Origin of the sequence: Hyphobacterium sp. (assembly GCF_965217055.1) — a bacterium.
Taxonomy (GTDB): Bacteria; Pseudomonadota; Alphaproteobacteria; order Caulobacterales; family Maricaulaceae; genus Hyphobacterium.
On the sequence record NZ_OZ244227.1, the window covers coordinates 2,282,031 to 2,307,287 of the forward strand.

30 protein-coding genes are annotated in these 25,257 nt (G+C 63.5%); 23 read left to right on the forward strand and 7 right to left on the reverse strand.

The features are described 5' to 3' along the window. The 4 genes from ACOOFN_RS11345 to ACOOFN_RS11360 all read left to right on the forward strand — a co-directional run bounded on the left by ACOOFN_RS11345 (position 1) and on the right by ACOOFN_RS11360 (position 3,307). Positions 1-315, forward strand: coding sequence for a hypothetical protein (locus ACOOFN_RS11345; RefSeq protein WP_420431537.1), 315 nt, complete (start codon positions 1-3; stop codon positions 313-315). Beyond that, entirely contained in the window at positions 308-2,020 is a 1,713-nt protein-coding gene (locus ACOOFN_RS11350; protein WP_420431539.1) for a Na(+)/H(+) antiporter subunit D, read from the forward strand. Before ACOOFN_RS11345 ends, ACOOFN_RS11350 begins: the two co-directional genes overlap by 8 nt. A 127-nt stretch (positions 2,021-2,147) precedes the next feature. After that, the gene (locus ACOOFN_RS11355; protein ID WP_420431541.1) at positions 2,148-2,498 is read left to right on the forward strand and encodes a helix-turn-helix domain-containing protein; all 351 of its coding nucleotides are present in this window, start codon (positions 2,148-2,150) and stop codon (positions 2,496-2,498) included. Next, entirely contained in the window at positions 2,495-3,307 is an 813-nt protein-coding gene (locus tag ACOOFN_RS11360) for a DUF6456 domain-containing protein (protein ID WP_420431543.1), read from the forward strand. The genes ACOOFN_RS11355 and ACOOFN_RS11360 overlap by 4 nt, the downstream gene beginning before the upstream one ends. On the opposite strand, the gene ACOOFN_RS11365 is transcribed toward ACOOFN_RS11360, so the two are convergent. From ACOOFN_RS11365 to ACOOFN_RS11375, 3 genes are all read right to left on the reverse strand, one after another. Continuing rightward, positions 3,236-3,658, reverse strand: a complete 423-nt coding sequence (locus tag ACOOFN_RS11365) for a SufE family protein (RefSeq protein WP_420431545.1) — start codon at positions 3,656-3,658, stop codon at positions 3,236-3,238. The genes ACOOFN_RS11360 and ACOOFN_RS11365 overlap by 72 nt on opposite strands. A gap of 39 nt (positions 3,659-3,697) precedes the next feature. Continuing rightward, entirely contained in the window at positions 3,698-3,997 is a 300-nt protein-coding gene (locus ACOOFN_RS11370) for a hypothetical protein (RefSeq protein ID WP_420431547.1), read from the reverse strand. Positions 3,998-4,179: 182 nt separating this feature from the next. Beyond that, complete coding sequence (locus ACOOFN_RS11375; RefSeq protein WP_420431549.1) at positions 4,180-5,190, reverse strand: hypothetical protein; 1,011 nt, start codon at positions 5,188-5,190, stop codon at positions 4,180-4,182. A 215-nt stretch (positions 5,191-5,405) separates the two neighbouring features. Here ACOOFN_RS11375 and ACOOFN_RS11380 point away from each other — a divergent pair, with 215 nt between their 5' ends. Next, complete coding sequence (locus ACOOFN_RS11380) at positions 5,406-7,088, forward strand: sensor histidine kinase (protein WP_420431551.1); 1,683 nt, start codon at positions 5,406-5,408, stop codon at positions 7,086-7,088. Here ACOOFN_RS11380 and ACOOFN_RS11385 read toward each other — a convergent pair. Both ACOOFN_RS11385 and ACOOFN_RS11390 read right to left on the reverse strand, forming a co-directional pair. After that, positions 7,074-7,925, reverse strand: a complete 852-nt coding sequence (locus ACOOFN_RS11385) for a hypothetical protein (RefSeq protein WP_420431553.1) — start codon at positions 7,923-7,925, stop codon at positions 7,074-7,076. The genes ACOOFN_RS11380 and ACOOFN_RS11385 overlap by 15 nt on opposite strands. Positions 7,926-7,952: 27 nt before the next feature. Next, positions 7,953-9,473, reverse strand: coding sequence for a hypothetical protein (locus ACOOFN_RS11390; RefSeq protein WP_420431555.1), 1,521 nt, complete (start codon positions 9,471-9,473; stop codon positions 7,953-7,955). A 104-nt stretch (positions 9,474-9,577) separates the two neighbouring features. Here ACOOFN_RS11390 and ACOOFN_RS11395 point away from each other — a divergent pair, with 104 nt between their 5' ends. From ACOOFN_RS11395 to ACOOFN_RS11405, 3 genes are all read left to right on the forward strand, one after another. Continuing rightward, positions 9,578-9,910: a DUF1491 family protein gene (locus ACOOFN_RS11395; protein WP_420431557.1), complete on the forward strand. Its 333-nt coding sequence runs from the start codon at positions 9,578-9,580 to the stop codon at positions 9,908-9,910. Positions 9,911-9,981: 71 nt separating this feature from the next. Continuing rightward, entirely contained in the window at positions 9,982-11,571 is a 1,590-nt protein-coding gene (locus ACOOFN_RS11400; protein ID WP_420431559.1) for a peptide chain release factor 3, read from the forward strand. Then, positions 11,568-12,767 carry a mechanosensitive ion channel family protein gene (locus tag ACOOFN_RS11405; RefSeq protein ID WP_420431561.1) on the forward strand — a complete coding sequence of 400 codons (1,200 nt, stop codon included), beginning with the start codon at positions 11,568-11,570 and terminating at the stop codon, positions 12,765-12,767. Before ACOOFN_RS11400 ends, ACOOFN_RS11405 begins: the two co-directional genes overlap by 4 nt. On the opposite strand, the gene ACOOFN_RS11410 is transcribed toward ACOOFN_RS11405, so the two are convergent. Further along, entirely contained in the window at positions 12,764-13,999 is a 1,236-nt protein-coding gene (locus ACOOFN_RS11410) for a DUF2336 domain-containing protein (RefSeq protein WP_420431563.1), read from the reverse strand. The two genes, ACOOFN_RS11405 and ACOOFN_RS11410, sit on opposite strands and share 4 nt — an antisense overlap. On the opposite strand from ACOOFN_RS11410, the gene ACOOFN_RS11415 reads away from it, so the two are divergent. Beyond that, positions 13,998-14,825 (forward strand): ion transporter, encoded by an 828-nt coding sequence (locus ACOOFN_RS11415; RefSeq protein ID WP_420431565.1) that lies wholly within the window; start codon positions 13,998-14,000, stop codon positions 14,823-14,825. The genes ACOOFN_RS11410 and ACOOFN_RS11415 overlap by 2 nt on opposite strands. Here ACOOFN_RS11415 and ACOOFN_RS11420 read toward each other — a convergent pair. After that, positions 14,822-16,774: a transglycosylase domain-containing protein gene (locus ACOOFN_RS11420; protein WP_420431567.1), complete on the reverse strand. Its 1,953-nt coding sequence runs from the start codon at positions 16,772-16,774 to the stop codon at positions 14,822-14,824. The two genes, ACOOFN_RS11415 and ACOOFN_RS11420, sit on opposite strands and share 4 nt — an antisense overlap. Before the next feature lie 53 nt (positions 16,775-16,827). Here ACOOFN_RS11420 and ACOOFN_RS11425 point away from each other — a divergent pair, with 53 nt between their 5' ends. The 14 genes from ACOOFN_RS11425 (at position 16,828) to ACOOFN_RS11490 (ending at position 25,255) form a co-directional block, all read left to right on the forward strand. Then, positions 16,828-17,283, forward strand: a complete 456-nt coding sequence (locus tag ACOOFN_RS11425) for a YcgN family cysteine cluster protein (protein WP_420431569.1) — start codon at positions 16,828-16,830, stop codon at positions 17,281-17,283. Between the two features lie 153 nt (positions 17,284-17,436). After that, the gene (locus tag ACOOFN_RS11430; RefSeq protein ID WP_420431571.1) at positions 17,437-17,853 is read left to right on the forward strand and encodes a hypothetical protein; all 417 of its coding nucleotides are present in this window, start codon (positions 17,437-17,439) and stop codon (positions 17,851-17,853) included. Then, positions 17,843-19,060, forward strand: coding sequence for a DNA-packaging protein (locus ACOOFN_RS11435; protein ID WP_420431573.1), 1,218 nt, complete (start codon positions 17,843-17,845; stop codon positions 19,058-19,060). Before ACOOFN_RS11430 ends, ACOOFN_RS11435 begins: the two co-directional genes overlap by 11 nt. Positions 19,061-19,068: 8 nt before the next feature. Further along, complete coding sequence (locus ACOOFN_RS11440; RefSeq protein ID WP_420431575.1) at positions 19,069-20,220, forward strand: phage portal protein; 1,152 nt, start codon at positions 19,069-19,071, stop codon at positions 20,218-20,220. Then, on the forward strand, positions 20,217-20,453 hold the full coding sequence (locus ACOOFN_RS11445; protein WP_420431577.1) for a hypothetical protein: 237 nt from the start codon (positions 20,217-20,219) through the stop codon (positions 20,451-20,453). The genes ACOOFN_RS11440 and ACOOFN_RS11445 overlap by 4 nt, the downstream gene beginning before the upstream one ends. A gap of 13 nt (positions 20,454-20,466) precedes the next feature. Next, a complete protein-coding gene (locus ACOOFN_RS11450; protein ID WP_420431579.1) occupies positions 20,467-20,919 on the forward strand; it encodes an HK97 family phage prohead protease in 453 nt (150 codons plus the stop codon). Positions 20,920-20,943: 24 nt separating this feature from the next. Next, on the forward strand, positions 20,944-22,161 hold the full coding sequence (locus ACOOFN_RS11455) for a phage major capsid protein (RefSeq protein WP_420431581.1): 1,218 nt from the start codon (positions 20,944-20,946) through the stop codon (positions 22,159-22,161). Between the two features lie 57 nt (positions 22,162-22,218). Then, a complete protein-coding gene (locus tag ACOOFN_RS11460; RefSeq protein WP_420431583.1) occupies positions 22,219-22,803 on the forward strand; it encodes a head-tail connector protein in 585 nt (194 codons plus the stop codon). Further along, positions 22,800-23,210 carry a DUF3168 domain-containing protein gene (locus ACOOFN_RS11465; protein ID WP_420431585.1) on the forward strand — a complete coding sequence of 137 codons (411 nt, stop codon included), beginning with the start codon at positions 22,800-22,802 and terminating at the stop codon, positions 23,208-23,210. Before ACOOFN_RS11460 ends, ACOOFN_RS11465 begins: the two co-directional genes overlap by 4 nt. An 11-nt stretch (positions 23,211-23,221) precedes the next feature. Further along, positions 23,222-23,638, forward strand: coding sequence for a phage major tail protein, TP901-1 family (locus tag ACOOFN_RS11470; protein ID WP_420431587.1), 417 nt, complete (start codon positions 23,222-23,224; stop codon positions 23,636-23,638). Beyond that, positions 23,639-23,920, forward strand: a complete 282-nt coding sequence (locus tag ACOOFN_RS11475; protein WP_420431589.1) for a GTA-gp10 family protein — start codon at positions 23,639-23,641, stop codon at positions 23,918-23,920. Beyond that, positions 23,917-24,102 carry a phage tail assembly chaperone gene (locus ACOOFN_RS11480; protein ID WP_420431591.1) on the forward strand — a complete coding sequence of 62 codons (186 nt, stop codon included), beginning with the start codon at positions 23,917-23,919 and terminating at the stop codon, positions 24,100-24,102. Before ACOOFN_RS11475 ends, ACOOFN_RS11480 begins: the two co-directional genes overlap by 4 nt. Beyond that, entirely contained in the window at positions 24,099-24,629 is a 531-nt protein-coding gene (locus ACOOFN_RS11485; protein ID WP_420431593.1) for a phage tail tape measure C-terminal domain-containing protein, read from the forward strand. The genes ACOOFN_RS11480 and ACOOFN_RS11485 overlap by 4 nt, the downstream gene beginning before the upstream one ends. Beyond that, positions 24,626-25,255, forward strand: a complete 630-nt coding sequence (locus tag ACOOFN_RS11490; RefSeq protein ID WP_420431595.1) for a phage distal tail protein, Rcc01695 family — start codon at positions 24,626-24,628, stop codon at positions 25,253-25,255. Before ACOOFN_RS11485 ends, ACOOFN_RS11490 begins: the two co-directional genes overlap by 4 nt. Positions 25,256-25,257: the final 2 nt, after the last annotated feature.

Here is a 25,257-nt window from a genome sequence, read left to right on the forward strand (position 1 = left end):
ATGAGTGAAGAAACGACACAGTCCGAAACACCGGCGGATGATCAAATCCATCCGGTGGCCAGGCCGTTTACCTGGATCGAGAAGCCGATCGTTCATTTCTGGTTCCTGGTGATCCTGGCGGTCTTGTCCTTTGGCCTGGGCCTGTTCGACCTGGTCTATGCGCGCCACGAATATCTGCACTTTGCCGAGCTGCCGGGTTTCTATGCCTGGTTCGGCTTTGGCAGCTTCTCGCTGGCGGTGCTGGCTGGCTGGCCGTTGCGCCGTCTGCTCGGACGTGAAGAGAATTATTACGAGAAGGCGGCTGGCGATGATTGATGCCTTGCCTCTGATATCGCCGGCCTTTGTCGTCATTCTCGGCGGCCTGATCTGTGGCCTTCTGCCCTGGTACGGGGTGCGCAAGGGCGTGTCTTTGGCTGCCCCGCTGCTGGCGGCACTGTTGTGGTTCAATGTCGATCAGACCGGGGTTTTCGGTGCGATCGAGGCGGCGGGCTTCACCTTCGAAACCTTCCGCTTTGACGGCCTGTCGCGGATCTGGGGCCTGGTCTTCATCCTCGCGACCTTCCTCAACAGCGTTTACGGGCTGCACGATCGCGATCGGCTGCAGGATTCGACTGCGCTGGTCTATGCCGGGGCGGGCCTGGGGGCCGTGTTCGCCGGTGATTTGCTGACCCTGTTCTTCTTCTGGGAGCTGACCGCTGTCAGTTCCGTCTTCCTGATCTGGGCCAGCCGCAATCCGGCGGCCTTCCGCGCCGGTCTGCGCTATCTGGCCATTCATGTCCTGTCAGGTGTGATGCTGCTGGCGGGCTCGATCATCTTTGCCACCGAAACAGGATCCTGGGCCTTCAACGAGATCGGTCTGGACGCGCCGGGCGGGCTGTTGATCTTCCTCGCCTTCGGCATCAAGTGCGCCTTCCCGCTGCTGCACAACTGGCTGCAGGACGCCTATCCGAAATCCACGATCGTGGGCGCTGTGATCCTGTCTGCCTTCACCACCAAGCTGGCGGTTTATGCGCTGGCGCGCAGCTTCGCGGGTACGGAAATCCTGATCTATATCGGTGCCGTAATGACCGCCTTCCCGGTCTTCTTTGCCGTGATCGAGAATGATTTGCGCAAGGTGCTGGCCTATTCGCTGAACAACCAGCTGGGCTTCATGGTGGTCGGTGTGGGCGTCGGAACCGGACTGGCGCTGAATGGCGCGGCAGCCCATGCCTTCGTGCACATCATCTACAAGGCACTCCTGTTCATGAGCATGGGGGCTGTCCTGCACCGTGTCGGAACGGTCAAGGCTTCGGAGCTGGGCGGTCTTTACAAGTCCATGCCGTTCACCGCCGTGTTCTGCATCATCGGCGCGATGTCGATCTCGGCCTTCCCGCTCCTGTCCGGCTTTGTCGCGAAGTCGCTGACCCTTGCGGCGACGGCGCAGGAAGGTCACTGGCTGGTCTGGCTGGTCCTTGTGTTCGCTTCTGCCGGCGTGCTGGAGCACTCGGGCATCAAGATCCCGTATTTCGCCTTCTTCGCCCATGATAGCGGCAAGCGTGTGCAAGAGGCGCCATGGAACATGTTGCTGGCGATGGGGCTGGCAGCATTCCTGTGCGTTTTCATCGGAGTTTTCCCGCAATACCTCTATGCGATTCTGCCGTTCGACTATGGCTATCAGCCCTATACGTTCGACCACATTGTCGGGCAGATGCAGCTGCTGATCGCGGCCATGTTCGCCTTCTCGCTGCTGATGCGGTTGGGCCTCTATCCCGCCGAGCGTCCGAGCGTCAATCTCGATACGGACTGGTTCTACCGGCGAGTCGGTGACGGGTTTTTCCGATGGGCGTGGTTGATGTCGGACCGCCTGATGGCGTCCATCGGCAATCGTTTCGGCGCGGCAGGCCGCAAGATTTCAGGCAAGCTGTTCAATCTGTTCAGCCCGGCCGGTGCACTTAGCCGCGACGTTCCAAGCGGGATATTGGCGATCTGGACCAGCGTCCTGCTCGGCCTGGTCATGCTGATCGCCTATTTCGCCGGATAGTCGCTATCCTCCCGATTCGATGATGCACGTCTAAGTCGTATATGGACATTATTCGTCAAAGATAGGAAAGTTATCCTCACATTGGACGGCTGCGCTTAGGATCGATCCGAAGCGGAGAACGGACGGAATGATGTGTGGACAACGATATCCGGAAAGAGACCTAGCGCGCGCCCGGCTGGCACGTGAAGCGGTGGCCTTTGCCTTCAATGTTCCTGCCGAGGAAATCGCGGCGCCAACGCGGCGCTCGTCGCGCGTCGCCTTTGCCCGGCAGGTGGCGATGTATCTCGCGCATGTGGCTTTCGAGCTCAATCTTGCGCGTGTCGGACAGGCATTCGGGCGCGACCGCTCGACGGCCTCCTATGCCTGCCAGATCGTCGAGGACCGGCGGGACGACCCGGCATTCGACGCCTGGCTCGACGGGCTCGAGGACTGTCTGCGAACAGCACCGGATCCGATGATCCCGGACACGATGCAATGAGTGTTCTGCCACGATGGGTGAAACGCCTGGCTGTTTCCGGTGCGCGTTTGCGCGCCAAGCCGGACGGCAGCGACGGGTTTGCGGTATTCCCGCAAGGCGATCAGCGGCGGCGACCCGTGGCGCGCGTTTCGGCCGGGGACGTGCGAGCCGCCATTGCCGAAGGATGGCTGACCGGATCGGACGAAGCGGGATATCGCCTGGCTCATGATGCACACGATCTCGCTGCCCGGCAGCAGGGCGGATTCGCGACGGCTCACCGCAAACCCGTGAGGCGTGCGATTTCCGGCGATGACGGGAGGGTTGGACGGTACGAGGTGAACATGGCGGATTCGCCGCTGGCGCGGTGGTACCGTCCGCGTGGCGATGAGACGGCGGGCTGGCTGACCGAGAGCGAGTTCGAGGCGGGCGAGCGGTTGCGCGCGGATTATCATCGTTCGACGTTGAGCGAGCGCGTGACATCGGACTGGGACGGATATCTTGCCCCTTCCGGCAGCGGCAAGAGGCGGTCGCCCGAGGATGTGCCGGCGTCGGCGCTGGCCGCGAAGGAACGCGTTCAGCGCGCGCTGGCGGTCGCTGGTCCGGGATTTGACAGCGTGTTGTCTTCAGTTTGCCTGCGGGAAAGCGGGCTGGAGGAGGTCGAGGGCAGGGAGCGATGGCCGCGCCGGTCGGGAAAAGTCGTGCTGAAGCTCGCCTTGCAGCGGCTCTGCCGGTTTTATGGCTTGCCGGTCGAGGACGAACTAGGCGCGGACGCCGGCCTCGGCGCGGATGCGTGCGATCATCGCGTTGAGCCCGTTCGAGCGCTGGGGTGAGAGATGTTCGGACAGGCCAATGCGGGCGAGCACGTCGCGGGCATCGATGTCGCCGATCTCGCTGGCTTCGCGGCCGGAATAGAGGCGGACAAGGAGTGCGGCGAGCCCTTTCACGATATGGGCGTCGGAATCGGCGCGAAAACGAAAGGCATCGTCGGCATTTTCGTCGATCACCAGCCAGACGCGGCTGGTACAGCCCTTGACGCGATTGGCCTCGGTTTTCTCGGCGTCGGGCAAGGCCGCCATCCCGCGACCCAGATCGATCAGATAGCGATATCGGGATTCCCAGTCATCGAGGAAGTCGAATTCCTCGACCAGGGCATCAATGTCGGATTTGGTTTCGGGTCGCATAAGCGGCGAATATAATGCCGCGGCGGCTGGAACAAGGGATCAGGAGGTTTCCGCTGCAGTCGATTCGCGTTCGTCGAGCCAGTTTTCGACCCGGGAAAGCGTTTCGTCAGTGGCGATCGAGATCAGACCGCCGGCCTCGCCGGCCATGTCGCAGAGCGCCGGCAGGTCGGTGCAGACTTCGTGCAGGCGTTGGCCCTGTGCGATCATATCACTGATCTCGTCAGGTGCCTCCATACCGTCGCTCGAGAAAACGCTGACGGGCGCGAAAGCAGCCACGACGGCGATCCAGAAGGCAGCGCGGAATACAAAACCTATCGGCACGACATTTCCTCTCGTCATTGCACAGTGTCCCCAGTGCAAGAAGGAGGCTAGCAAAAGCCATTTCGGATTTCCACCAAATCCCGAGTTGATACCCAATAAAGAAAAAAGTAGTTCTTCAAAATTCTAACAAATAGAAAGTGAAGTACTTTCTTTACTTTGTGTTCACCCTGTGTCGGATCGAGACGGCGTGTCCCTGTCGATCAATTGCCCCGGTTCTGTGCGGCTTCGAGACATTGCGAGACGTCGATCAGGGCATGCTGGGCGATGCAGAAGGAATCCTCGTACTCGAAATGCGCGGCAGCCACGCATTGCGCGAGGTTGACGCGGGCCCACTCGATACAACGCTGGGCCAGCGGGTCGGCGAGCAGGGATTGCAGCGAATCCTCGGTAAACCGGTTATCGTCGCCAATGGCCCGAAGGGCGGCGATCGAAAGGATGCGGCCGACGCGGACGCGATCAGGTTCATAGGGCACGTCGGGATCGAGGCTGAGATCAGGGGTCGAGGCCGGCAGGCTGGGCCGGGCGCTGGCCGCGAACATGCTGGACGCCGGGCCGATGTCGGTTTCACTGACAAACTGGGTCGAGAACATGTCTGTGGCGAGCGGCGCCGCGATGCTGTCTGCGGCGCGCAGCGCTGCCAGGCGGTTCTGCCGGTCACGGGACACGGCGTTGGCCCAGCGCTCGCTCTGCAGATCATAGGCGGCGAGGCGGAATTGCTGGCCGATCTCGGCGATCTCCTCGGAATCCTCTTCGATCGCATCGATCACCGATTCGCTGGCCTGATCGGCATACCGGAACGCGCCTGCATAGGCCGGATCATTTGCGAGGGCGGCGACCGCCGCGTCGCGGCCATAATAATCCGCGACATCGCGGACATCGTCGAGAAATTGAGGGTGCTGTTCCGCGATAAGTGACGAATAGGCCAGCCAGGCCCGTACCAGGCGTTCGCGTGCGAGATAGACGGCCAGTTCGTCCATGGACTGGTCGAGCACGGCGCCGGAGGTGATTTCGCGTTCGCGGATTTCGCCCAGCGTGCGATGGAAGCCGGCATACTGGCTGGCCGAACGCAGCACGATATCGTCGCGGTCCCTCTGCGATGAGGTGTCGGCAGCATCCAGCCGCAAGACCGGCTGCTGGACGGTGGTGGCTGCAGGATCGCTATCCTGGACGGCGACCGTCAGCGCAAGCGCAGACAACAAAGCGTTAAACACGATCCAAATCTCCTTTGCCTCGCGGGCGGCGAGTAACCTATTCTGACGCGACAAGCACAAGAGCGCCAGCCGCCAGCTCAACTTCTTTCATGAGGCTTGATGAATGGTTGCGTTAACGAAATCGCGGTGCGGATTAACCTCTTGTTAAGCGGCGGCGGAAAGGCTTGTGATGCGGCTTCTCAGCGAGTCGCGCATCACGGAGACGGGCGCGCATCATGCGGCTGATTGAGAGCATCCTCGACCAAGGCGGACGGATCACCCATCTGGCATGGATCGGCGCCTTGGCGGCGGTCTCGCCATTGATAATCGCGGCCTCGCCTGTCGCATCGCAGCTGACCCTCGCGGCGCTTGGTGCTGCCGCGCTGCCGGGGATTGCGGGGCTGCTCCTTGCTCATCGCCGGACCGCGATGCTCGGGACCCTGATCCTGACCCTGATCTGGGTCTCGCTGTCTGCTTCTGCAGCGGTGGCCAGTGGCGGCCTGGCAGGGCCGGGCGCGATGATTTTCCTCCTGCCGGTCGCCGCGATGGCGTCGTTTGCCAACCGCCGCGGTATCATCGAGAGCGCGGCACTGTCCGGCATGACGGCGCTGCTGATCGGCGGGCTCCAGTTTTCGGGATTATTGCCGATTTCAACGGTGGCACTGGACGTTTTTGCACCGGCCTTCGTGGCCTGTCTGGCAGTCTTCGCGCTGGGTTTCTCAATTCCGGCAATGCGGCTATTGCGCCGCCGGGCGGTTCTCAGCGCACTGGCGCATCGCCACAACCGCCGCAGCCGGGCGTTCCGCAAAGCGCCCGTCGCGCTGCTGGCCGACCGCGATGGCCAGATTGTTGCCGCCTCGGAGGCGACACATGCCCTGATGCCCGGCCTGCCAAAGGAAATCGACGGCCTGCCGTTGGCTGACCTGGCCTTTGATTCCTCTGCCAAATGGGGTTTCGAACGTCCTGGCACGCAACCGGTCTCGCTGCGCGTCCGCGGCGCGAGCGGCGATCCTGAAAACGTCTCCGTCTTCCGGTCATCCTCGGGTGTGACGGTCATCGTTCCGGGGGGTCACGAGACAGCAGCCGAGGCGGAGGAAGCCCTGCGCCGCGAGCGCGATCTCGCAGTGTCGGAAAACCAGGCCAAGTCCGAATTCCTGGCATCCGTCAGTCACGAAATCCGGACACCGCTGAATGCCATCATCGGTTTTTCCGACGCGATGAAGTCACGGCTGTTCGGACCGATCCCGGCCAAGTATGCGGAGTATGCCGATCTGATCCACGAGAGCGGGCGACATCTGCTCGAACTGATCGGCGATGTGCTCGATCTTTCACGGATCGAGGCGGACAGCTATTCCCTGCAATGCGAGCGGTTCAACGCGTCTGACGTCATCGATTTGTGCATTCGCATGTTGTCGCAGCGCGCCGGAGAGTCCGGAATCGAGATCGAAACCGACATGCCCGCAGACCTTCCCGTCGACGCCGATCGGCGGGCCTTCCGGCAGATCCTGCTCAATCTGCTGTCGAATGCCGTGAAATTCACGCCGGACGGCGGCGTGATTGTCGTCCTAGCCAAAGCCCAGGACGGAAGTCTCACCCTGGCGGTCGGGGACAGTGGTCCGGGTATCGCCCAGGACGAGCTGGCGCGGCTAGGCGAACGTTTCCAGCAGGCTTCCACGGCACAATCATCCAGTGAGCGCGGTTCCGGTCTTGGCCTGTCGCTGGTGAAGGCTCTGGCGCAAATGCATGGCGGAGAAATGGCGATCGACAGCAAGCTGGGTGAAGGAACCACCGTTTCGGTTGTGCTTCCGGTTATCGCCGCAAGTGAAGAAACTCCGGATGAGGACCAAACGCTTGAGGTCCATTCGCGCATCCAGCTCGCACAATCGGCGAGCGAAACGCTGATTTCATCGGCCGGCTGAAAGATCGCGCGACGAGCGCACGAACGCCAGTGCCGCGGCGAAGTCGCCGACGCCAAGGAATTCCACAAAAACCGTTTCGCCTTCTGCGTCGAAAGCCTCGATGCGGATGGCTTCGCGCGGGTCGAGCGCCGTCAGAGCCTGGAGTGTGGCGTCCGCAAAGCGAAACATGTCCGCTTCTTCCTGCCGCTGCCGCGACACCGGCAAGTGCCGCCGGGCATTGTCCGCGGGCGGGATGAAGTGCGTCCAGGCCGGCAGACCTTCGATGGTGAGCAATCCGCCCAGCGTCGGATCGTGCAGATCTGGTGTTTGCGCGGGATCCCGCATCACCAGCGCGAGCGACGCGATGGATGCGTCCGCCGGGGCGGACACGGTGAGTGCGGATTCGCCATTGAGCTGGTAAACGCCCGCGCGCAGCAAGGGTGCGTCAGAGACCGCGGTCGAAATCAACCAGCTGTCATAGGCATAAGGGCGGCTCGCCTGCCAGAGCGACGGCGCGCCCATGAAATCCTGGAATCGCTCGCGTTGCCAGGCAGCAAAGGCGGAGCGGATATCATCTGCCAGCAATTGAACATCCGTGTCGTCGCAAGGACGATTGCCGACAGTCCTGATCACCCGGTCATAGCTGCTATCGATGTCCCGGGGGCTGAAGCCGTCACGCAGCAAGTCGCCGCGGACCTGGAGGTAGGCGCCATCGAGCGCAAGGCGTTCGCTCTCGGTAAAAAGGGCGCAGCGGTCGTCCAGCGCTCGGGCGAGGGCCCTTTGCGCAAATGAATCTCGCGAAGTCTGGGCTTCGGCTCCCGCGCTTAAAAACGCGAGACCTGCCAGTAACAGGCGCATGGAACACTCCGGTTGTTTGCCGGAATGCTAGCGCCAACCTCTTGCATTGTCGTTTACGCGCCGGCTGCGCCAGACACCGCGCAAAACGAAGAGCATGGTCAGCAGGAAAAGGAAGAAGGCGATTTCGCGCATGCTCAAATCGGGCAGGCCGAGCCGTTGGGCGATGGTGGGCGTGCCTTCAGCGCTGTAATCATAGCCGGTGACGCCATCCTCGTCCCAGAGCGCGGCACGGCCGGTCAGGGCACCCCAGTGAGCGGACCGCGACAGGATTTCGGAGGCGCGATTGAAACTGGAAGCCTGTGGTGAGGTGAAGCCGGCCATCCAGCGCGTAGGATTCGCCGGATCCGTGAAAACGGTGGCGACGCCTGACGGATGGCTCGACCCGTGCGCATAAGCTGCCGATGAAAGGCGGAGACCGCTGCGATGACCTGCCTGTGTGGAAGCTTCACGCAATGCGGTTCTGAACTCGACTGGCGCGCTGGACAGAAAAGTCCGGTCGGACAGGGCTCCGGTGCCGATGAAGACGATATGCCGGTTGTCCGGTGCAGCGCTGCTGCTTTCGCCGTACCAGGCATAAATCCAGGCAGTCTGATGCGCGATCGCGGTGCGCGCCATGATCGACATCGCGGCCAGGCGTTGTTCGCCATCACCCTCGGTGATCACGACAGCGGTTTGTGCTCCGCGACCGTCGCCGAAAGGTGCCCTTGCCTCGGTGAAGTCGCGCAAGGTATCTCCCCGCGGGGAGAGCCGCGTATGCTCGCGGCCAATCGCGGCAGCGGATAGCGCGTGCATCACCGTGAAGTGCGTGTCGGCCTGGCGCAGTGACCGGCTGGCAAACAGCCGGGCTGCGGTTTCCAGATCCTGTTGATGCCGGCCGGCCAGGATGATTTCCGGCGTTTCGGCGTCGCTGAAGCGGATTTCGGCACCGCTGTTGTCCGGGCTGATATCGTAGCGGATACGGATGTCGGCCGCCTGTTCTGTGTCGACAAAGGCCGGAACCCGGCCCATGCGGACCGCAACGCCTTGAGCGACAACGGATTCGACCATGACGTCGCGATTGCGATCCTCGATGAAGATGTCGCCGGGCGGCGGGATGTCGGAGGCCAGTGCTGCCTCAATGTCAGACAGGGAGCCGAGTGGCCGGCTGATCTCGTAGGACATGCGGAGACGTGAATGCGCTGCATCGAGGCGCCAGCCTGTTGTTTCGTCGTCTTCCAGTGCCAAGGTTACAATATTGGTGCCGCTCGACAGGACGTGCGCCGGCAATTCGATCTCTGCCGTTATCGCTTCAATACTGGGCGCGATGCGAACCGCGCGGCTGTCATTGACGACTACGATGAGGCCCGGCGCGTCGGGGCCAAGGGGTTCGAGTCCCAGGAAAATCCGGCCTTCCAGTGGTGTGGCTTGCGGCGATATCGCAAACTGGATCGTGCCGTCGCCGGTCTGGGGGTCGATAACCATATCGGTGACAGGCTGGGACAGATTTGCGAGCGGTGTCTCGATCGTGGACGCCGTGTCTGGCATCTGCGCAGACGCAGTTGCGGCCATCAGGCCAGCGATAGCCCAAAGAATCCAACGCACAACACAAACTGACATGATACGCTCCCCACCCATTTACACATTATTAAGCAATTGGCCTGCCATCAATGAAAATGAGTCAAATCAAGGCAGAAATCTGGGTGCAGGCGCTACTTCGGCGCGCACAGGTTGCGGGTGCGATGGGGGCCGTGCTGAATCGCGGCGATTCCGACGCCGGGGCCGTGCTTTTGCGCGTGGCCCGGTTAGACGGGACCGCGCACCTCTACGCACCGGCTCGGAATTTCGACGGGAACCGCGTGTGGCTTCAGCCATTGGGGGGCGAGCCGGTCAACGAAGCCGATGTCGATGAATATTGCCGCCGCCGACTGGAGAGTGATCCGGATCTCTGGGTGGTGGAGATCGAGGACCGGCAGGGGCGGCATTTTCTCACCGAACCGGTCGAATAGGCGCCGCAAGCTTGCATCAAACCGCTGTCCCCGTTACCTCCGCGCCAGTCCAGCAAAGATCCAGAACCAAGATGAGCACTTCGAAATCGACCGGCGAATGGGCCAAGCGGCGAACCTATGCGATCATTTCGCACCCTGACGCCGGCAAGACGACACTGACCGAAAACCTGCTGTACGCTGCGGGTTCCATCCGCCTGGCGGGGCAAGTGCGGGCCCGCGGCGAAAATCGCCGGACCCGGTCGGACTGGATGAAGATCGAGCAGGATCGCGGCATTTCGGTATCGGCATCGGTGATGACGTACGAGCACAAGGGGCTGACCTTCAACCTGCTCGACACGCCGGGCCACGAGGACTTTTCCGAAGACACGTATCGCACGCTGACGGCGGCCGACAGCGCGATCATGGTACTCGACGCGGCGCGTGGCGTGGAACCGCGGACGCTGAAACTGGTCGAGGTCTGCCGGCTGCGCGATATCCCGATCCTGACATTCATCAACAAGCTCGACCGCGAGGCGCTGGCGCCGGAAGCGCTGCTCGACGACATCCAGGACAAGCTTGCCCTCGATACGGCGCCAATGCAGTGGCCGGCTGCTTCCGGGCAGCGGTTTGGCGGGGTCATGGATCTGGCAAGGAACGTGTTTATTCCGTTTCGACCGGAAGAGAATGAGATGTCATCCGGCGACCCGGTTCCGGCTGATCAGGTCGGTGCGTTGCTCACCGATGATGTGCATGAAGAATTGACCGAAGGCGTTGATATGGCGCGCGAGCTTTGTCCGCCTTTCAAACAGCAATCGTATGAAGAAGGTCATCTGACGCCGGTCTATTTCGGATCGGCGCTGCGGCGATTCGGGATCGTAGAATTGCTCGATGCCCTCGCGGAAGTCGCGCCGGGCCCGCAGAACGAGAAAGCCGTCGTCAAGAAAACCGAGCGCGTGATCGCGCCGGACGACAAGGAAGTGACCGGATTCGTTTTCAAGGTTCAGGCGAATATGGACCCGAACCATCGCGACCGCGTCGCTTTCGTGCGGCTGTCATCCGGGCGGTTCAAGCGCGGCATGAAGCTGAAAACCGACAAGGGGCGGTCGCTGACCGTATCTTCGCCCATCATGTTCTTCGCCCAGGATCGCGAGATCGCCGACGAAGCGTTTGCCGGCGATGTTATCGGCATTCCCAATCACGGCCTGTTGCGGGTCGGCGACAGTCTGAGCGAGAGCGGTGACGTGCTGTTCGCCGGTATTCCGAACTTCGCGCCGGAAATATTGCGCCGCGCCAGACTGGCGGACCCGCTGAAAGCGAAGCATCTCAAGAAGGCGCTGGAATCCCTCGCCGAAGAGGGCGTGACCCAGCTCTTCCGTCCGGTGATCGGCGGCGATTTTATTGTCGGGGCAGTCGGCCAGCTGCAGATCGAGGTGATGGCCGAGCGGGTGTCGGCGGAATACGGAATCGATGTGACGTTCGAAGCCGCCCCATACGAAACGGCACGTTGGCTCTCCGGGCCGGCTGCGGAAATCGAGAAATTCGGCGACCGGCACAAAAGCGCCATTGCCGAAGACATTGACGGCGATCCGGTCTTCCTTGCGAAATCGAGCTGGGAGGTGGGCTATTCCGAGGAGAAATGGCCGGATATCGCTTTCCTTAGAGCGAAGGAAAGAAACCGATGAGCGCGAACGATACCACGCTAGTGGATCAGGGAACCGAAGTGGCGACCGAATTCTGGACGCACGTCGTCGATGTCTGGAATACCAGCTTTCTCGGCGCATCCCTCGGGCAGGGCTTGCTGGCCGTGCTCGCCATCCTTGCGGGCTTGTTCCTGCGCGGGCTGGTCGCGACCTGGCTGATCGCGATCCTCCGCCGCCTGGTGCGCCGGTCGAAGACCAAGCTAGACGATGCCGTGGTGGATGCCTTGGCCGAACCGTTGCAGCTGGTGCCTGTTGTGATCGGTGTCTTCGTGGCGTCGCTGATCCTCGGCTATGGCGGGGATGAAACGGTTGGCGCGCGGATAACCCAGTCGCTGATCGCGATCTCCCTGTTCTGGGCCCTGCATAATGCCGTCACGCCGGTCGCTAATGGCCTGGATGTCATCACGAGCTCGCTGACCCCGGTCATGATCGACTGGATGACCAAGGCGATGCGCATCCTGTTTGTAATTATTGGTGCTGCAGCCGTGCTGGAAATCTGGGCGATCCCGGTCGGACCGATCGTGGCCGGCCTGGGTCTATTCGGCGTGGCGGTTGGTCTCGGCGCCCAGGACCTGTTCAAGAATCTGATCGCCGGCGTGCTGATCCTGACCGAGCGGCGTTTCCTGCCCGGTGACTGGGTGTTTGTCGATGGGGTGGTTGAGGGGACCGTCGAAAAGATCAATTTCCGGTCCACTGTCGTGCGCCGCTTCGACAAGGGACCGGTCTATGTGCCGAACTCGAAACTGTCGGACAATGCGGTGACCAATTTCTCCCGCATGACGCATCGCCGCATCAGCTGGGTGATCGGTGTCGAATACAAGACGACGACCGAGCAGCTTGCCTATATCCGCGACAAGACGCTGGAATATGTCCTGAACCACCCGGAGTTCGCCAAGCCGCCCGAGGTGACGACCTTCATGCGGGTGGACGCGTTCGGCCCGTCTTCCATTGATTTCAAGCTGTATGCGTTCACCGTGACGACGAATTGGACCGAATGGCTGCGAATCAAGGAAGCGCTGGCATTCGAGCTGAAGAAGATCGTCGAGGATGCCGGGACGGCATTCGCCTTCCCGTCACAGACGATCTACATGGACGACGGATCAGAAATTTTCCTGCCGCCGGAGTTGAAAGCGCAGCAGGAGCAGATCGCGGCCACCGAAAACGACGGCGGCAACTAGGCTGCTTCGGCTTTCTTGCGCAGCATCATGAAGCGCATGGCGCGCTGGGCTTCGCGCTCGGACAGCTCATCGAATATGCGGCCGTATTCGCGCGAGTCGCGGAGCGCATCGCCCTTGCCGGCATTGCGCAGGACCGCAAGCGTGATGAAGAGCGAGCGTTCCAGTCCGCCGGCACGGCAGACCAGGCAGAGAGGGTCCACGCTGGGGCTTTCGAGCGCCTGCTTCGCGGTGGTCAGGTCAACATCGGTCAAGGCTGCAAGACCGGCGGCGCATCGCAACATGTGCCCCTCGCGCAGCAATTTGACGACCAGCGCGCCATCGAGCCGGCGCCGCAGCTTCATGCCGTTGATGTAACGGCGGGCATCGTCGACATCCTTGTCGCCCGACAGCCGCGATTCGAGGCGTGCGTGCGAGGCATCGATCGCGGCCTGGAGCTCGTCGGGATCTACGCCGTCGAACTTTTGCAGAATGCGATCGCGAAGCCGCGATTCGACCACGGCCATCAAGTCGTTGAGCAAGTCGGTCGGCATTTCGCGGCGATCGACCAGCGGGGCATGGAGGTCGGGATTGACCTCGGCGCGTTCGGTAATGCTTTCAAAGGCCTGCCGCGAGATCTCCGCACCCTCGTTCTTCACGAGCGAGAGGACCACATCGTCGCTGCCGCGCCGGACCAGCGTGTCGGACACGGCTTCCGGGACCGTCGCGCGACTGGAGATGGCCTTCAGGTGAGAGCTGTCGCTTTCCTCGGCCAGCGCCAGCAAATCGGTCTCGGTCAACGCGGTGGATTTCTGCAGGATGGGCGCGGCGACCTCGATCACGTCTCGCGCCAGTTGCATGACGAGGCCGTGCGGCGCTTCGGGTGCATCGGCAAAGCGTGCCGCCAATTCTTCGCGGGCATCCTGGGCGGTGTCCGCGGCGAGGCGGGAGAGCACGGCGTCATACGCCGAGTGCGTTTCGGTGGCCGCTGACGGCGTTTCGCTGAAGAAATGATCCGTCACCTCGCGCAGCAATTGCCGCCGTCGGTCGCTGGATTTTTCTCTCGCGAGATCGACCAGTTTGTAAAGGTTGGTTTCGACTGCCATGGAACCCGCCGCGATCTTGTCGCGACCATTTATCCGTGAATCCGTAAAGAAACGGTGGCGGTAATTGGTAAATGCGCGGGTTCGTTGCGGCGTTGCTTTGCGGCGCAGGCGGAGATAATCAGTCGGCAACCGGAGGGGGCGGTATTCCATGACCAATGAGGCAAGCCTGGGCTGGCGCGATCGACTCGTCGGCATTGTCGAATCGTCGAGCTTCGTCAGTTTCATCACCGGCTTGATCCTGCTCAACGCGGTGACGCTGGGGCTGGAAACCTATCCGGTCGAAACCCCCTGGCTGGCGGCGGCCATACCGGTGGTCGATACGATCATCGTGTCGATCTTCGTAATCGAGCTCAGCGTGAAACTGGTAGCCTACGGGCCGCGCTTCTTCAAGAGCGGCTGGAACTGGTTCGATCTGATCATCGTATCGATTTCGCTATTCCCGGATGCCGGCGCGTTCACCGTGCTGCGGGCGATGCGGATTCTCCGTGTGTTCCGCCTGTTCTCGGTGATGCCGGACATGCGCAAGGTCGTGGAAGCTTTGATGAAAGCGATTCCCGGAATGGGCGCGATTCTCGCCGTGCTGGCGCTGATGTTCTACGTCTCCGCGGTGATGGCGACCAAGCTGTTCGGCGCGACCGAGCCGATGTTCGAGACACTGGGGGCGTCGGCGTTCACCCTGTTCCAGGTGATGACGCTGGAAGGCTGGGCGATGGAAGTTGCCCGCCCGACCATGGAAGAGCATCCGTTCGCCTGGCTGTTTTTCCTCGTCTTCATCGTGCTGACCAGCTTCGCCGTGCTGAACATGTTCATCGCTGTGATCGTCGATTCCCTGCAGTCGAAGCATTTCGACGAGGAAGAAGAACGCGCGGCCAAGAGCGATGCCGAAGCGGCGGCCGACCGTGACGAGATGCATGACGAGTTGCGCCAGATCCGTGAAGAGCTGAAGGCGCTGCGCGCAACCTTGTCGTCGCGCTAGGGAATACGCTCGGCTTCGGTCTCGAAGGCATTGGTGAGATCCGAATAGAAAGCGGCGAGGCGCTCTTCATAGGGTGATCGCTCGCGCGGGGCCGGCGCGGCCAGCAGGCGCGCGGGAAGATCGGCATGGGCTGCGGTCATGAAATCCCGCCAGATGCGCGCGGGCAGGCCGCCGCCGGTGACATTGCGGGTCGGCGTGTCGTCGTCATTTCCGACCCAGACGCCGGCGATGTAGTCGGCCGTGAAACCGATGAACCAGGCATCGCGGAAGGACTGGCTGGTCCCGGTCTTGCCGGCGGACGGCCGGTCGGACAGGCGGGCATTGGTACCGGTGCCGTTGAGCACGATGTCCTGCATCATGGTCGACAGGGTCAGCGCGTCAGCCTCGTCCACAGTGCGTTCCGCCGTCGGCGGCGGGGCCTCCCACAATGTTTCGTCGCGTGAGTTCGACACACGCAGCAGAAACACGGCGTCCTGCCGCATGCCGCTGTTGGCGATCGTGGCATAGGCGGTCGCCATTTCCAGCAGCGTGACCTCGACAGCGCCGAGCGCCAGCGCCGGCAGGGGTGGCAGTTCGGTCTGGATTCCAAGCCGTTCCGCCATGTCGACCAGTGCCTCAGGCCCGACCTCGTCGCCGATCTGGGCTGCGACCGTGTTGATTGAACGGCGCAGCGCCTCGCGCATAGAGACCCGGCCGCGGTAGTTTCCGCCGAAATTGCGCGGTTGCCAGCCTTCGAGATCGATTGGCTCGTCATAATAGACGCTGAAGGGCGAAGCGCCGCGTTCCAGCGCTGCGAGAAACACGATCGGCTTGAAGGCGGACCCGGGCTGCCGCCGTGCCTGCGCCGCCCGGTTGAACTGGCTGGCGAGGTAATCGCGGCCGCCGATCATGGCGCGCACGCGTCCGTCGGGCGACAGTGCCACCAGCGCCGCTTCGCCGGCATTCTCGGACTCGCTTTCCGCCTGCATGCGCGCGGTCAGTGTTTCGTGTGCGATTTCCTGCAGGTCAGAGTCGATCGCGACCTGGATAATCACGTCCGAGGGCAGTTCTCCAATCCGGCTCTGCGCTTCCAGCACGGCGAGATCGAAGACGTGGCCGAACACCACCGGATCGCGCAATTCTTCGGGCTGGCGCTGGATCGGGCTGGCCGGATCGGCCTGCGCCGCCGTGCGTTCCGCAAGGGTGATGAATCCGGACAGCAGCATGGCATCGAGCACGATCGACGCGCGATTCTGGGCCGCAGCAAGATTGCTGGTCGGGTCGAGCCGGCTCGGCGCCTTGGGCAGGGCCGCGAGCATGGCAGCCTCGGCCAGTGTCAGTTCGGCTGCCGTTGTATCGAAATAGCGCCGCGCTGCGGCCTCGATGCCATAAGCGCCTGCGCCGAAATAGATGCGGTTGAGGTAGAGCTGGAGAATCTCGTCCTTGGTGAGTTCCCGCTCGAGCTGCATGGCGAGCCGCATTTCCTGGATCTTGCGGCGCAAGGAGCGCTCGGGTGTCAGCACCAGGTTTTTCACCAGCTGCATGGTGATGGTCGAGCCGCCCTGGACCGTTGCGCCCGCGCGCAGATTTGCAAAGACGGCGCGAAGAGCGCCCCAGAAATCGACACCCGAATGTTCCCGAAAGCGGCGGTCCTCGATGGCGATGAAAGCCTGCGAAACATGGTCCGGCAGGTCCTCGATGCGTGCCGGCGCGCCGTAGAGCGGTCCACGCACGTCGATGACATCCCCTTCGCGGTCAAGCAGGGTGATGGCATTCTCTCGCCGAACATCCCAAAGGGTTTCGAGATTTTCGGGCAAGCTCGGCATGTCATAGAACGCCCAGCGCCAGAACGCGCCGGTCGCCGCACCTCCGCCGATGACCAGAATCGAAAAGACAAGGGTGACGGTCCAGGCGAGACGTTCCCGGCGGCGCCGGTTTTCGGCTAGAAGGTCGGCTCTGAATGGCGTCATGTCGGCGTCCGGGCCGGTTTTGGCCAGATGAAAGTGGCGAGTATCAGGCGATAATGTCTAAACACCCATTCTGGAAAGTGAAATCACTGAAAGAGATGTCGCGGGCCGAATGGGAGTCGCTATGCGATGGCTGTGGCAAGTGCTGCCTCGTCCAGCTGGAAGACGAAGACGGCGAGCGGGCGCTCACCTCTCTTTCCTGCAAGCTCTATGATGGCGCCAGCGGCCGCTGTCGGGACTATACCAACCGGGCGGTTCGCGTGCCGGACTGCGTGATCCTGACGGCGCAAAATGTTGGCCAGCTGGCCTGGATGCCCAGGACATGCGCCTATCGGCTGGTACACGAGGGACGGGATTTGCCCGACTGGCACCCGCTGGTGACCGGCGATCCGCAATCGACCTTCCTGGCCGGCATGTCTGTGCGCGGCCAGGTGACCAGCGAAATGCAGGTCGCCGACGAGGATTTCGAAGACTTCGTGCGCGATTGGCCGGGTGAAAACGGGGACAAGTAGCGCGCTATCCCCGGTCCCGGCGGAATTTTCCAAATCCATATCAATCAGCTGGCGGAAAAGCCGTCGAAACGATCCGGAGGTGCGGTGGCCGGGCTATAAACCGGCATGGTCGGAAAAGTGACCCGGCGGCGGCGCGATCGCCCTGACTGGGAAATGATCACCCGCCTTTATGAAGCCGGAACCACGGCACGCGAGCTTGCCGAGAAAACCGGACACACGGAGCGATGGGTGCGCAACCGGATCCGGCTGTGCCGCGCGGACAGTGCTGAAAAGCGCGCCCGAAATCATGACGAAGCGGTGCGCCGCGAACTGGTGCGCGCCGAGCATGTCCTGCTGGACGGGCGCATTGATGACGCGATCAAGCAGATGCGGGCCCTCACCATGCTCGTGAAACTTGAAAAGGAATTGGCGCGTGCCGCCGATCCGGAAGCTGGCCCGCCGGCGGAGGCTGAAGCCATTGAAAGCGCCAAGGCCGAACTCGAACGCCGCTTTGCACGCCTGCGCCGAGCACACGGACTACCGCCGGTTCCTCCGGGAGACGGAGGAGACGCAAGCACGGGTGTTGATTGAGGACTGGCGGTTCTGGGCGCACGCTGCGCAACTGCCGCCTGCCGGCGACTGGTCGATCTGGCTTTTCCTGGGCGGCCGCGGTGCCGGCAAGACTCGCGCCGGCGCGGAATGGGTAAGGGGGCAGGTCGCCGCCGGCAAGCGGCGCATTGCCCTGGTTGCACCGACGCTGAACGATGCACGCGAGGTCATGATCAACGGGCCTTCGGGTCTCAAACATGTCGGGCGAGATGAAGACCGACCAATCTATGAAAGCTCCCGCCGGCGGCTGGTCTGGCCGAACGGGGCAGAAGGCTATGTGTTCTCTGCCGAAGATCCGGACAGTCTTCGCGGGCCCCAGTTTTCAACTGCCTGGGGCGACGAATTTTCGGTCTGGAGCCATCCGCAGACGACGCTCGACACGCTGCTCATGGGGCTGCGGCTGGGCGATGCACCGCAACTGGCACTGACCACAACGCCGCGTCCGATTCCCGCGGTGAAGTCACTGGTGAAGCGTCACGGTGTGGCGATCACGCACGCCGCGACGACCGAAAACAAGGCCAACCTGGCCGATGCATTCCTGCCGGCGATGCAGGCCGCCTATGGCGGTTCATTGCTGGCGCGGCAGGAACTCGAAGGCCTGCTGATCGAGGACCCTGCCGGTGCGCTGTGGACACGCAAGGACATTGAAAACGCCTGCTGCCCGGGACCTGTCGACCCGCAGCGGATCATCGTTGCGGTCGACCCTCCCGCGACCGGACATGACCGCTCGGATGAATGCGGGATTGTGGTGGCCGGCGCGTCGGGCGAAGGCAGCGACCGAACAGCCACCATACTGGCCGATCGCTCCTTCGGCCCGGCAAAGCCATCGGCCTGGGCCGAAGCGGTCGGGGCCGCTTTTGACGGGTTCGAGGCCGATTGCGTTGTCGCCGAAAGCAATCAGGGCGGCGACATGGTCGCCGCTGTCCTGCGCGCGGCACGGCCCGGCCTGCCAGTGAAGCTTGTGCGCGCCAGCCGTGGCAAGCGGGCACGGGCCGAGCCGGCGGCCGCGCTCTATGCCGCTGGACGCGTGCGCCATGCCGGACGCTTCCCGGCGCTGGAAGACCAGATGTGCGCTTTCGGTTCGCCGGAGGCGGGATCGCAAAGCCCCGACCGCGTCGACGCGCTGGTCTGGGCGGTCACGGAATTGCTGATGACGCCGCGCGGCGCTCCGCGCCTGCGGTCGCTTTAGAGAGAGCCATGTTCGATACTCTGGCCCGGCGCTTCGGGCTCACCACCAAGACGTCGGCCGCCAAGCCGCTGATCGCGCTGAACTTCGGCGCCCGCGCGGCCTGGCCCGCGCGCGATTATGCAGCGCTTTCCAGAGAAGGATTTGCGCGCAATCCGATCGTGCATCGTTGCGTCCGTCTGATCGCGGAGGCGGCGGCTTCGACGCCGCTTGTCGTACAGGCCGCCGGGGAGGGGGCGCATCCGGTGTCGGAATTGCTGGCGCAGCCCAATCCTGACCAGTCGGGGCAGGAATTCTTTGAGACGCACTATGGCTTCCTGCAGATCGCCGGCAATGCCTATGCCGAGCTGGCAGCGCTGGACGGGCGGCCGCGTGAATTGTTCGCGCTGCGGCCCGACCGGATGCGGGTCCTGCCGGGCAAGCGCGGCTGGCCGGATGGCTGGGAGTATTCGGCGGATGGCCGCAAGGTGACGTTCGCACGCGACCGCGCCAGCGGACGCTCGCCCATCTTTCACATGCGGCTGTTTCACCCCAGCGACGATCATTACGGGCTGAGCCCGCTGGAAGCCGCGGCAGCGGCAGTCGACGTGCACAATTCGGGGGCGGCCTGGGCGAAGGGATTGCTGGACAATGCGGCCCGCCCATCCGGCGCCCTGGTCTTCAATGCCAGCGAAGGGGCCAACCTCACCGAGGACCAGTTCCACCGGCTGAAGGCCGAACTGGGCGATGCCTATACGGGCCCCGCCAATGCCGGGCGGCCCATGCTGCTGGAAGGCGGGCTCGACTGGAAGCCGATGGCGCTGTCGCCGGCGGACATGGACTTCATCCATGCAAGGCGCGAAGCGGCGCGCGAGATTGCCCAGGCCTTTGGCGTTCCGCCCTTGTTACTGGGGCTTCCGGGAGATAATACGCATGCGAACTACAAGGAGGCGAACCTCGCCTTCTGGCGCCAGACCGTGCTGCCACTTGTGCGCAAGACAGCGCGCGCCCTGACCGGTTGGCTGGCGCCCTGGTTCGCATCCGAATTCGAGATTGTAGCAGACACGTCATCGCTACCGGCATTGGCCGGCGAGCGCGCGGCCGACTGGGCGCGGGTCAGCGCGGCGGCTTTCCTGACAGATGACGAGAAGCGCCATCTGCTCGGTCTGCCGGAGACGTCATGAACGGTTGGCGGCTGGAGCGCTCGGTGACACTTGGCGTGGTGTTCGCGCTGGTGATGCAGACCGGCGGGGCGCTGATCTGGGCCGGAGCTGCCGGCGAGCGGCTCAACCGGCTGGAAGCCGAGGCCGAGCTGATCGAGACCGCCAGCGAGCGGCTGGCGCGGCTGGAAGTCCAGATCCAGCAGGCGCGCGACACTTTGAACCGGATCGAGCAACGCCTCGACCAGCGAGACTAGGGACATGTCAGCCATGGGCGAGACCAAGGCCGCGGCTTCTCCGCTGCGCATAGAAGGCTATGCCAGCCTGTTCGGCATCGCCGATCTCAACCGCGATGTCGTGCGGCCGGGCGCTTTTGCACGCGGGTGGCGCCAGGGCGGCGCGAAACACATCCGCATGCTGTTCCAGCACGATGCGGGTGAACCCGTCGGGGTGTGGGACGAGATCAATGAAGATGCGAGCGGCCTGTTCGTACGTGGGCGCGTGCTGCACGCCGGACCGCGTGGCCGGGCGAGCGCCGAGCTGATCCGGCAAGGTGCGGTCGACGGGCTGTCGATCGGCTTTCGGACCTTGCGATCCGTGCCGCGGCCGGGCGGCGGGCGCGAACTGATCGAAATCGATTTGTGGGAGGTGTCAATCGTGACCTTCCCGATGTTGCCGCAAGCGCGCCTGCGCGTCGCGGCGCCTGCGGCCATGGCCGCATAACCATCGTCAAGCAAGAGGATATTCATGACGAAGGAAACGAAGATGGCGGCGCCGTCGGCGGAAACCCGCGCGGCGCTGGGCGAGGTGCTGTGCGCGTTCGAAGCGTTCAAGGACGCCAATGACCGACGGCTCGACGAGATCGAGGCGAAGGCGGCGGCTGATCCACTGCTCGAGGAAAAACTGGCGCGCATCGACACGGCGCTGACCCGTGCGCAGGACCGGCTCGACCGGCTGACGCTGGAGGCCGCCCGCCCGGGCCTGGAAGGCAAGAGCCGCGGCGAAACGCAGAGCGCCTGGGACGGTTATCTGCGCACCGGCGAAGCCTCGCGGCTGATCGAGGGCAAGTCCCTGTCGGCGGGCGTCAATGCTGATGGCGGTTATGTCGCTCCGGCGGAGACCGAGGCGCTGATCGATCGTCTCCTGACGTCGGCCTCGCCGATCCGCGCGATCGCCGGCGTCAAGCAGACGACGGCGCATACCTTCAAGAAGCCGATCAGCCTCGGCGGGGCGGCGACCGGCTGGGTGTCGGAGACGGCGGCACGGCCGGAGACCGGCAGTCCGACGCTGGATCTTCTCGATTTCCCGACGGCGGAACTCTATGCGATGCCGGCCGCAACGACGCAGCTCCTGGACGACGCGCTGGCCGATATCGACCAGTGGCTGGCCGAGGAGGTGCAAGACGTGTTCGCTGCGCAGGAGGGCGAGGCCTTCGTCAATGGCAGCGGCACCGACCGGCCCAAGGGCTTCCTTGCCTATACCAAGACCGCGAACGCGTCGGCGGTGTGGGGCGAGATCGGCTATGTCGCCACGGGTGTGGATGGCGATTTCGCAGCCAGCGATCCGGTCGATGACCTGATCGACCTTGTCTATGCGCCAAAGCCCGGCTATCGCGCGAATGCACGCTTCGTCATGAACCGGCAGACGGTGTCGACCGTGCGCAAGTTCAAGGATGCGAATGGCGATTATATCTGGCAGCCGGCCCTGTCGGCGGGCGGGCCGGCGACGCTGCTGGGCTATCCGGTGACGGAAGCCGAGGACATGCCGGATATCGGCTCGGACAGCTTCGCCATTGCCTTTGGCGATTTCCGCCGCGGCTATCTGGTGGTCGACCGCCAGGGCGTGCAGGTGCTGCGCGATCCCTATTCTGCCAAGCCCTACGTCCTGTTCTACACGACCAAGCGCGTCGGCGGCGGGGTGCAGGATTTCAACGCGATCAAGCTGATGAAGTTCGGGTTGTCCTAGGCAGACCACGTCCGGGCGGCGGTGATCCCGCCGCCTGCTTCTCCGGGAGATACCGATATGACGTTGCAACTCGTCACGCCGCCGGCGGTCGAGCCTGTTGCGCTGGCCGAAGCCAAGGCCTTCCTGCGCGTCGCGAGCGATCATGAGGACGATTTGATCGTCCAGCTGATTGCCGCGGCGCGCCAGCGGGTCGAGGCGGAAGCCGGGCGGGCACTCATCATGCGAACCTATCGCGAGGCCATCGACTGCTGGGAGGTGCCGGGGCGGACGACCGGGAATGGCAAGCAATTCCGCCTGCCCATGCCGCCGCTGATCTCGGTGGCGTCAGTTACGACCTTCGATACCGATGATAGTGCCAGCGCCTGGCCGGCGGAGGATTACTTTGTCGACACAGCGTCAGATCCGGGCCGCATTGCTGTCCGGTCCGGCGCCTTTCCGATACCCGGCCGTGCAACAGCCGGCATCGAGATCGTGTTCGACGCGGGATATGGCGCGGCCGCCGAAGCGGTTCCGTCGGCGCTGCGCGAAGCGGTAATGCGGCTGACGGCAGATGCCTATCACAACCGGGAGGGCGGGGCAGAGCGGCCCCTGCCACTGGCCGTGCAGGGTTTGCTGGCGCCCTACAAGCGGGTGCGATTGTGAGCGCCGAGGCTGCCTTCCAGGATGCGCTGCTGGCACGGCTTGCGGCCGATGCGGATGTGCAGGCGGTGCTCGGCGACCCTGCGCGAATCTTCGATGCGGCACCGAATGGCGCCGCCTATCCCTATCTCACGGTCGGGCGCGCTGTCAGCGAAGTGCGTGATGCGGTCGATGCCGACCTGATCGAGCACCGGCTGACCCTTCATCTGTGGACGCGTGACACCGGCCGGCGCGAAACCAAGGAAATGCTTGGCGTCTTGCGTGCTGCGGCTCATGAAGCCTCGTTCGCACTCGGCACGGGGTTCACGCTCCTTTCCTGCCGCGTCGTCTACGCAGACGTGTTCCGTACGGCCGACAGCCGGCTTGTGCACGGTGTGCTGCGGGTGCGCGCCCTGATCCAGACCCATTGACGGAGACTTCCATGACCGCTCAACGCGGAAAAGACCTGTTGCTCAAGATCGGCGATGGCGGATCGCCGGAAAGCTTCACCAGTGTCGCCGGGTTAAGGGCGCGCACGATCACGCTGAATGCGCGAACCGTCGATGCGACGAATTCCGACAGTCCCGCGGGCTGGCGCGAGCTAATCGCCGGGGCGGGCGTAAAATCCTGCGCCGTGACCGGTGCCGGCCTGTTTGTCGATGCGGCTGCGGACGAGACCGTGCGCCAGGCGTTTTTCGATCAGGCGATGCCGAACTGGCAGCTCGTCATCCCGGATTTTGGCGTTATCGAGGGGCCGTTCCAGATCGCCGCGCTGGAATATGCCGGGCGGCATGATGGCGAGGCGACCTACTCACTGTCGCTGGCCTCGGCCGGCGCGTTGTCATTCACGGCGGCGTAGATGAACCCGGCGCGCGGCGAGGTGCCGCTGATGATCGATGGAGACAGGCGCACGCTGTGCCTGACGCTCGGGGCACTGGCGGAGATCGAGGCAGGGCTCGGATGTGACGGATTCGCGGCGCTGGGAATGCAGTTGAAGCAGTTGACCGCCGCGGACCTTGTGCTGGTCGTGCAAGCCTTGCTCAAGGGCGGGGAGGGCGTTTCGGCCGATCTTTCCGGTGCGCGTATCGACCCGGCCGATGCGGCACGCGCCGTCGCCGATTGCTTCGAAGCGGCGCTGTGAACGGCATACGCTTCGATGACTGGTTGCGCGCGGCGGTGTTTCGATACGGGCTGGCGCCCGCCGGTTTCTGGTGCTTGTCGCTGCGCGAATGGCGCTGGCTCACCACGGCTGCCGCGCCCGAGCGATTGCAACGCGCCGACCTGACCGCGCTCCTCAAAGCCCATCCGGACGCTGAACCATGAAAGTTGACGACGATATCGAGCGCCTGACCGACCAGGCCGTGCGCGCCGGCGAGGCATTGACCCGGCTCGCTGACGGGCCAGCGCAGCAAGCTGCCGAGGCGATGAGCACGGCTTTCGAGCGGGCGGGGCACAGCATTGAATCTGCGCTGACGCGGGCGGCGCGTTCCGGCGAAATTTCGTTTGCTGCCATGGCTGACGCCATAATGCGTGACCTGTCGCGCATCGCGACCGAGCGTTTCATCACCGGACCGCTGGACCATCTGATGAACCAGTTAGCGGCGCAATTGCCTTTCTTCGGTGCGCGGGCCGATGGCGGCCCGGTCCAGCCGGGCGGCGGCTATCTGGTGGGCGAGCGCGGACCGGAAGTGTTCAGGCCGTCCGTGGCCGGTCAGGTCACGGCGGCGGCACCGATCCAGGTGACCGTCAACCTTCTGGGCGCGTCCTCTGGTGAAACCCTCCGGCGCTCGGAAGCCCAGATCGCAACAGCGCTGGCGCGCGCCGTCCGCAAAGGAGCAGCGCGGCTATGACGACCGTGTTTCATGATGTGCGCTATCCGTTTTCGCTGGCGTTGGGTGCAAGCGGTGGTCCGGTCCGCCGGACAGAGATCGTGGCATTGGTATCCGGCCATGAGGAACGTAATTCGCCATGGGCACATTCTCGCCGGCGCTGGAATGCGGCACCGGGTATCAGGTCATTGAATGATGTCGAAACGTTGATTGCGTTCTTTGAAGCACGGCACGGCCAGCTGCACGGCTTTCGCTTCCGGGATCCGGTCGATCATGCCAGCGGTGTACCCGTTTCGCCGACTGACCAGGTGCTCGGTGTGGGCGACGGCAATACGTCGGAGTTCCAGCTGATCAAGCGTTATGAAGATGCGGCGGGCGCGTATGACCGTCCGATCCGCAAGCCGGTTGCCGAGAGCGTCCGCGTGGCCGTTGACGGCATTGCACAGGCCGAGGGCACGGATTTCACCGTCGACACCGCGACAGGTGAAGTGAGTTTCGCGATTGCTCCAGCGGCCGGAACGATGCTGACCGCCGGGTACGAATTCGATGTGCCGGCCCGCTTCGATACCGACCGGCTCGATATTTCGCTGGATGCCATCGAAGCGGGCGAGATCGCCGACCTGCCGATCATCGAAATCCGGGCCTAGCC

Excerpts from the sequence above, each read along its gene's own strand:
- ACOOFN_RS11425 (WP_420431569.1), top strand. The coding sequence starts at position 16,828 with ATGTCTAAACACCCATTCTGGAAAGTGAAATCACTGAAAGAGATGTCG.
- ACOOFN_RS11450 (WP_420431579.1), top strand. The coding sequence starts at position 20,467 with ATGGGCGAGACCAAGGCCGCGGCTTCTCCGCTGCGCATAGAAGGCTAT.
- ACOOFN_RS11410 (WP_420431563.1), bottom strand. The coding sequence starts at position 13,999 with ATGGAATACCGCCCCCTCCGGTTGCCGACTGATTATCTCCGCCTGCGC.
- ACOOFN_RS11440 (WP_420431575.1), top strand. The coding sequence starts at position 19,069 with ATGTTCGATACTCTGGCCCGGCGCTTCGGGCTCACCACCAAGACGTCG.
- ACOOFN_RS11355 (WP_420431541.1), top strand. The coding sequence starts at position 2,148 with ATGATGTGTGGACAACGATATCCGGAAAGAGACCTAGCGCGCGCCCGG.
- ACOOFN_RS11390 (WP_420431555.1), bottom strand. The coding sequence starts at position 9,473 with ATGGCCGCAACTGCGTCTGCGCAGATGCCAGACACGGCGTCCACGATC.
- ACOOFN_RS11470 (WP_420431587.1), top strand. The coding sequence starts at position 23,222 with ATGACCGCTCAACGCGGAAAAGACCTGTTGCTCAAGATCGGCGATGGC.
- ACOOFN_RS11380 (WP_420431551.1), top strand. The coding sequence starts at position 5,406 with ATGCGGCTGATTGAGAGCATCCTCGACCAAGGCGGACGGATCACCCAT.
- ACOOFN_RS11345 (WP_420431537.1), top strand. The coding sequence starts at position 1 with ATGAGTGAAGAAACGACACAGTCCGAAACACCGGCGGATGATCAAATC.
- ACOOFN_RS11350 (WP_420431539.1), top strand. The coding sequence starts at position 308 with ATGATTGATGCCTTGCCTCTGATATCGCCGGCCTTTGTCGTCATTCTC.
- ACOOFN_RS11415 (WP_420431565.1), top strand. The coding sequence starts at position 13,998 with ATGACCAATGAGGCAAGCCTGGGCTGGCGCGATCGACTCGTCGGCATT.
- ACOOFN_RS11395 (WP_420431557.1), top strand. The coding sequence starts at position 9,578 with ATGAGTCAAATCAAGGCAGAAATCTGGGTGCAGGCGCTACTTCGGCGC.
- ACOOFN_RS11370 (WP_420431547.1), bottom strand. The coding sequence starts at position 3,997 with ATGACGAGAGGAAATGTCGTGCCGATAGGTTTTGTATTCCGCGCTGCC.
- ACOOFN_RS11430 (WP_420431571.1), top strand. The coding sequence starts at position 17,437 with ATGATCACCCGCCTTTATGAAGCCGGAACCACGGCACGCGAGCTTGCC.
- ACOOFN_RS11445 (WP_420431577.1), top strand. The coding sequence starts at position 20,217 with ATGAACGGTTGGCGGCTGGAGCGCTCGGTGACACTTGGCGTGGTGTTC.
- ACOOFN_RS11455 (WP_420431581.1), top strand. The coding sequence starts at position 20,944 with ATGACGAAGGAAACGAAGATGGCGGCGCCGTCGGCGGAAACCCGCGCG.
- ACOOFN_RS11420 (WP_420431567.1), bottom strand. The coding sequence starts at position 16,774 with ATGACGCCATTCAGAGCCGACCTTCTAGCCGAAAACCGGCGCCGCCGG.
- ACOOFN_RS11400 (WP_420431559.1), top strand. The coding sequence starts at position 9,982 with ATGAGCACTTCGAAATCGACCGGCGAATGGGCCAAGCGGCGAACCTAT.
- ACOOFN_RS11475 (WP_420431589.1), top strand. The coding sequence starts at position 23,639 with ATGAACCCGGCGCGCGGCGAGGTGCCGCTGATGATCGATGGAGACAGG.
- ACOOFN_RS11460 (WP_420431583.1), top strand. The coding sequence starts at position 22,219 with ATGACGTTGCAACTCGTCACGCCGCCGGCGGTCGAGCCTGTTGCGCTG.
- ACOOFN_RS11360 (WP_420431543.1), top strand. The coding sequence starts at position 2,495 with ATGAGTGTTCTGCCACGATGGGTGAAACGCCTGGCTGTTTCCGGTGCG.
- ACOOFN_RS11485 (WP_420431593.1), top strand. The coding sequence starts at position 24,099 with ATGAAAGTTGACGACGATATCGAGCGCCTGACCGACCAGGCCGTGCGC.
- ACOOFN_RS11405 (WP_420431561.1), top strand. The coding sequence starts at position 11,568 with ATGAGCGCGAACGATACCACGCTAGTGGATCAGGGAACCGAAGTGGCG.
- ACOOFN_RS11385 (WP_420431553.1), bottom strand. The coding sequence starts at position 7,925 with ATGCGCCTGTTACTGGCAGGTCTCGCGTTTTTAAGCGCGGGAGCCGAA.
- ACOOFN_RS11365 (WP_420431545.1), bottom strand. The coding sequence starts at position 3,658 with ATGCGACCCGAAACCAAATCCGACATTGATGCCCTGGTCGAGGAATTC.
- ACOOFN_RS11490 (WP_420431595.1), top strand. The coding sequence starts at position 24,626 with ATGACGACCGTGTTTCATGATGTGCGCTATCCGTTTTCGCTGGCGTTG.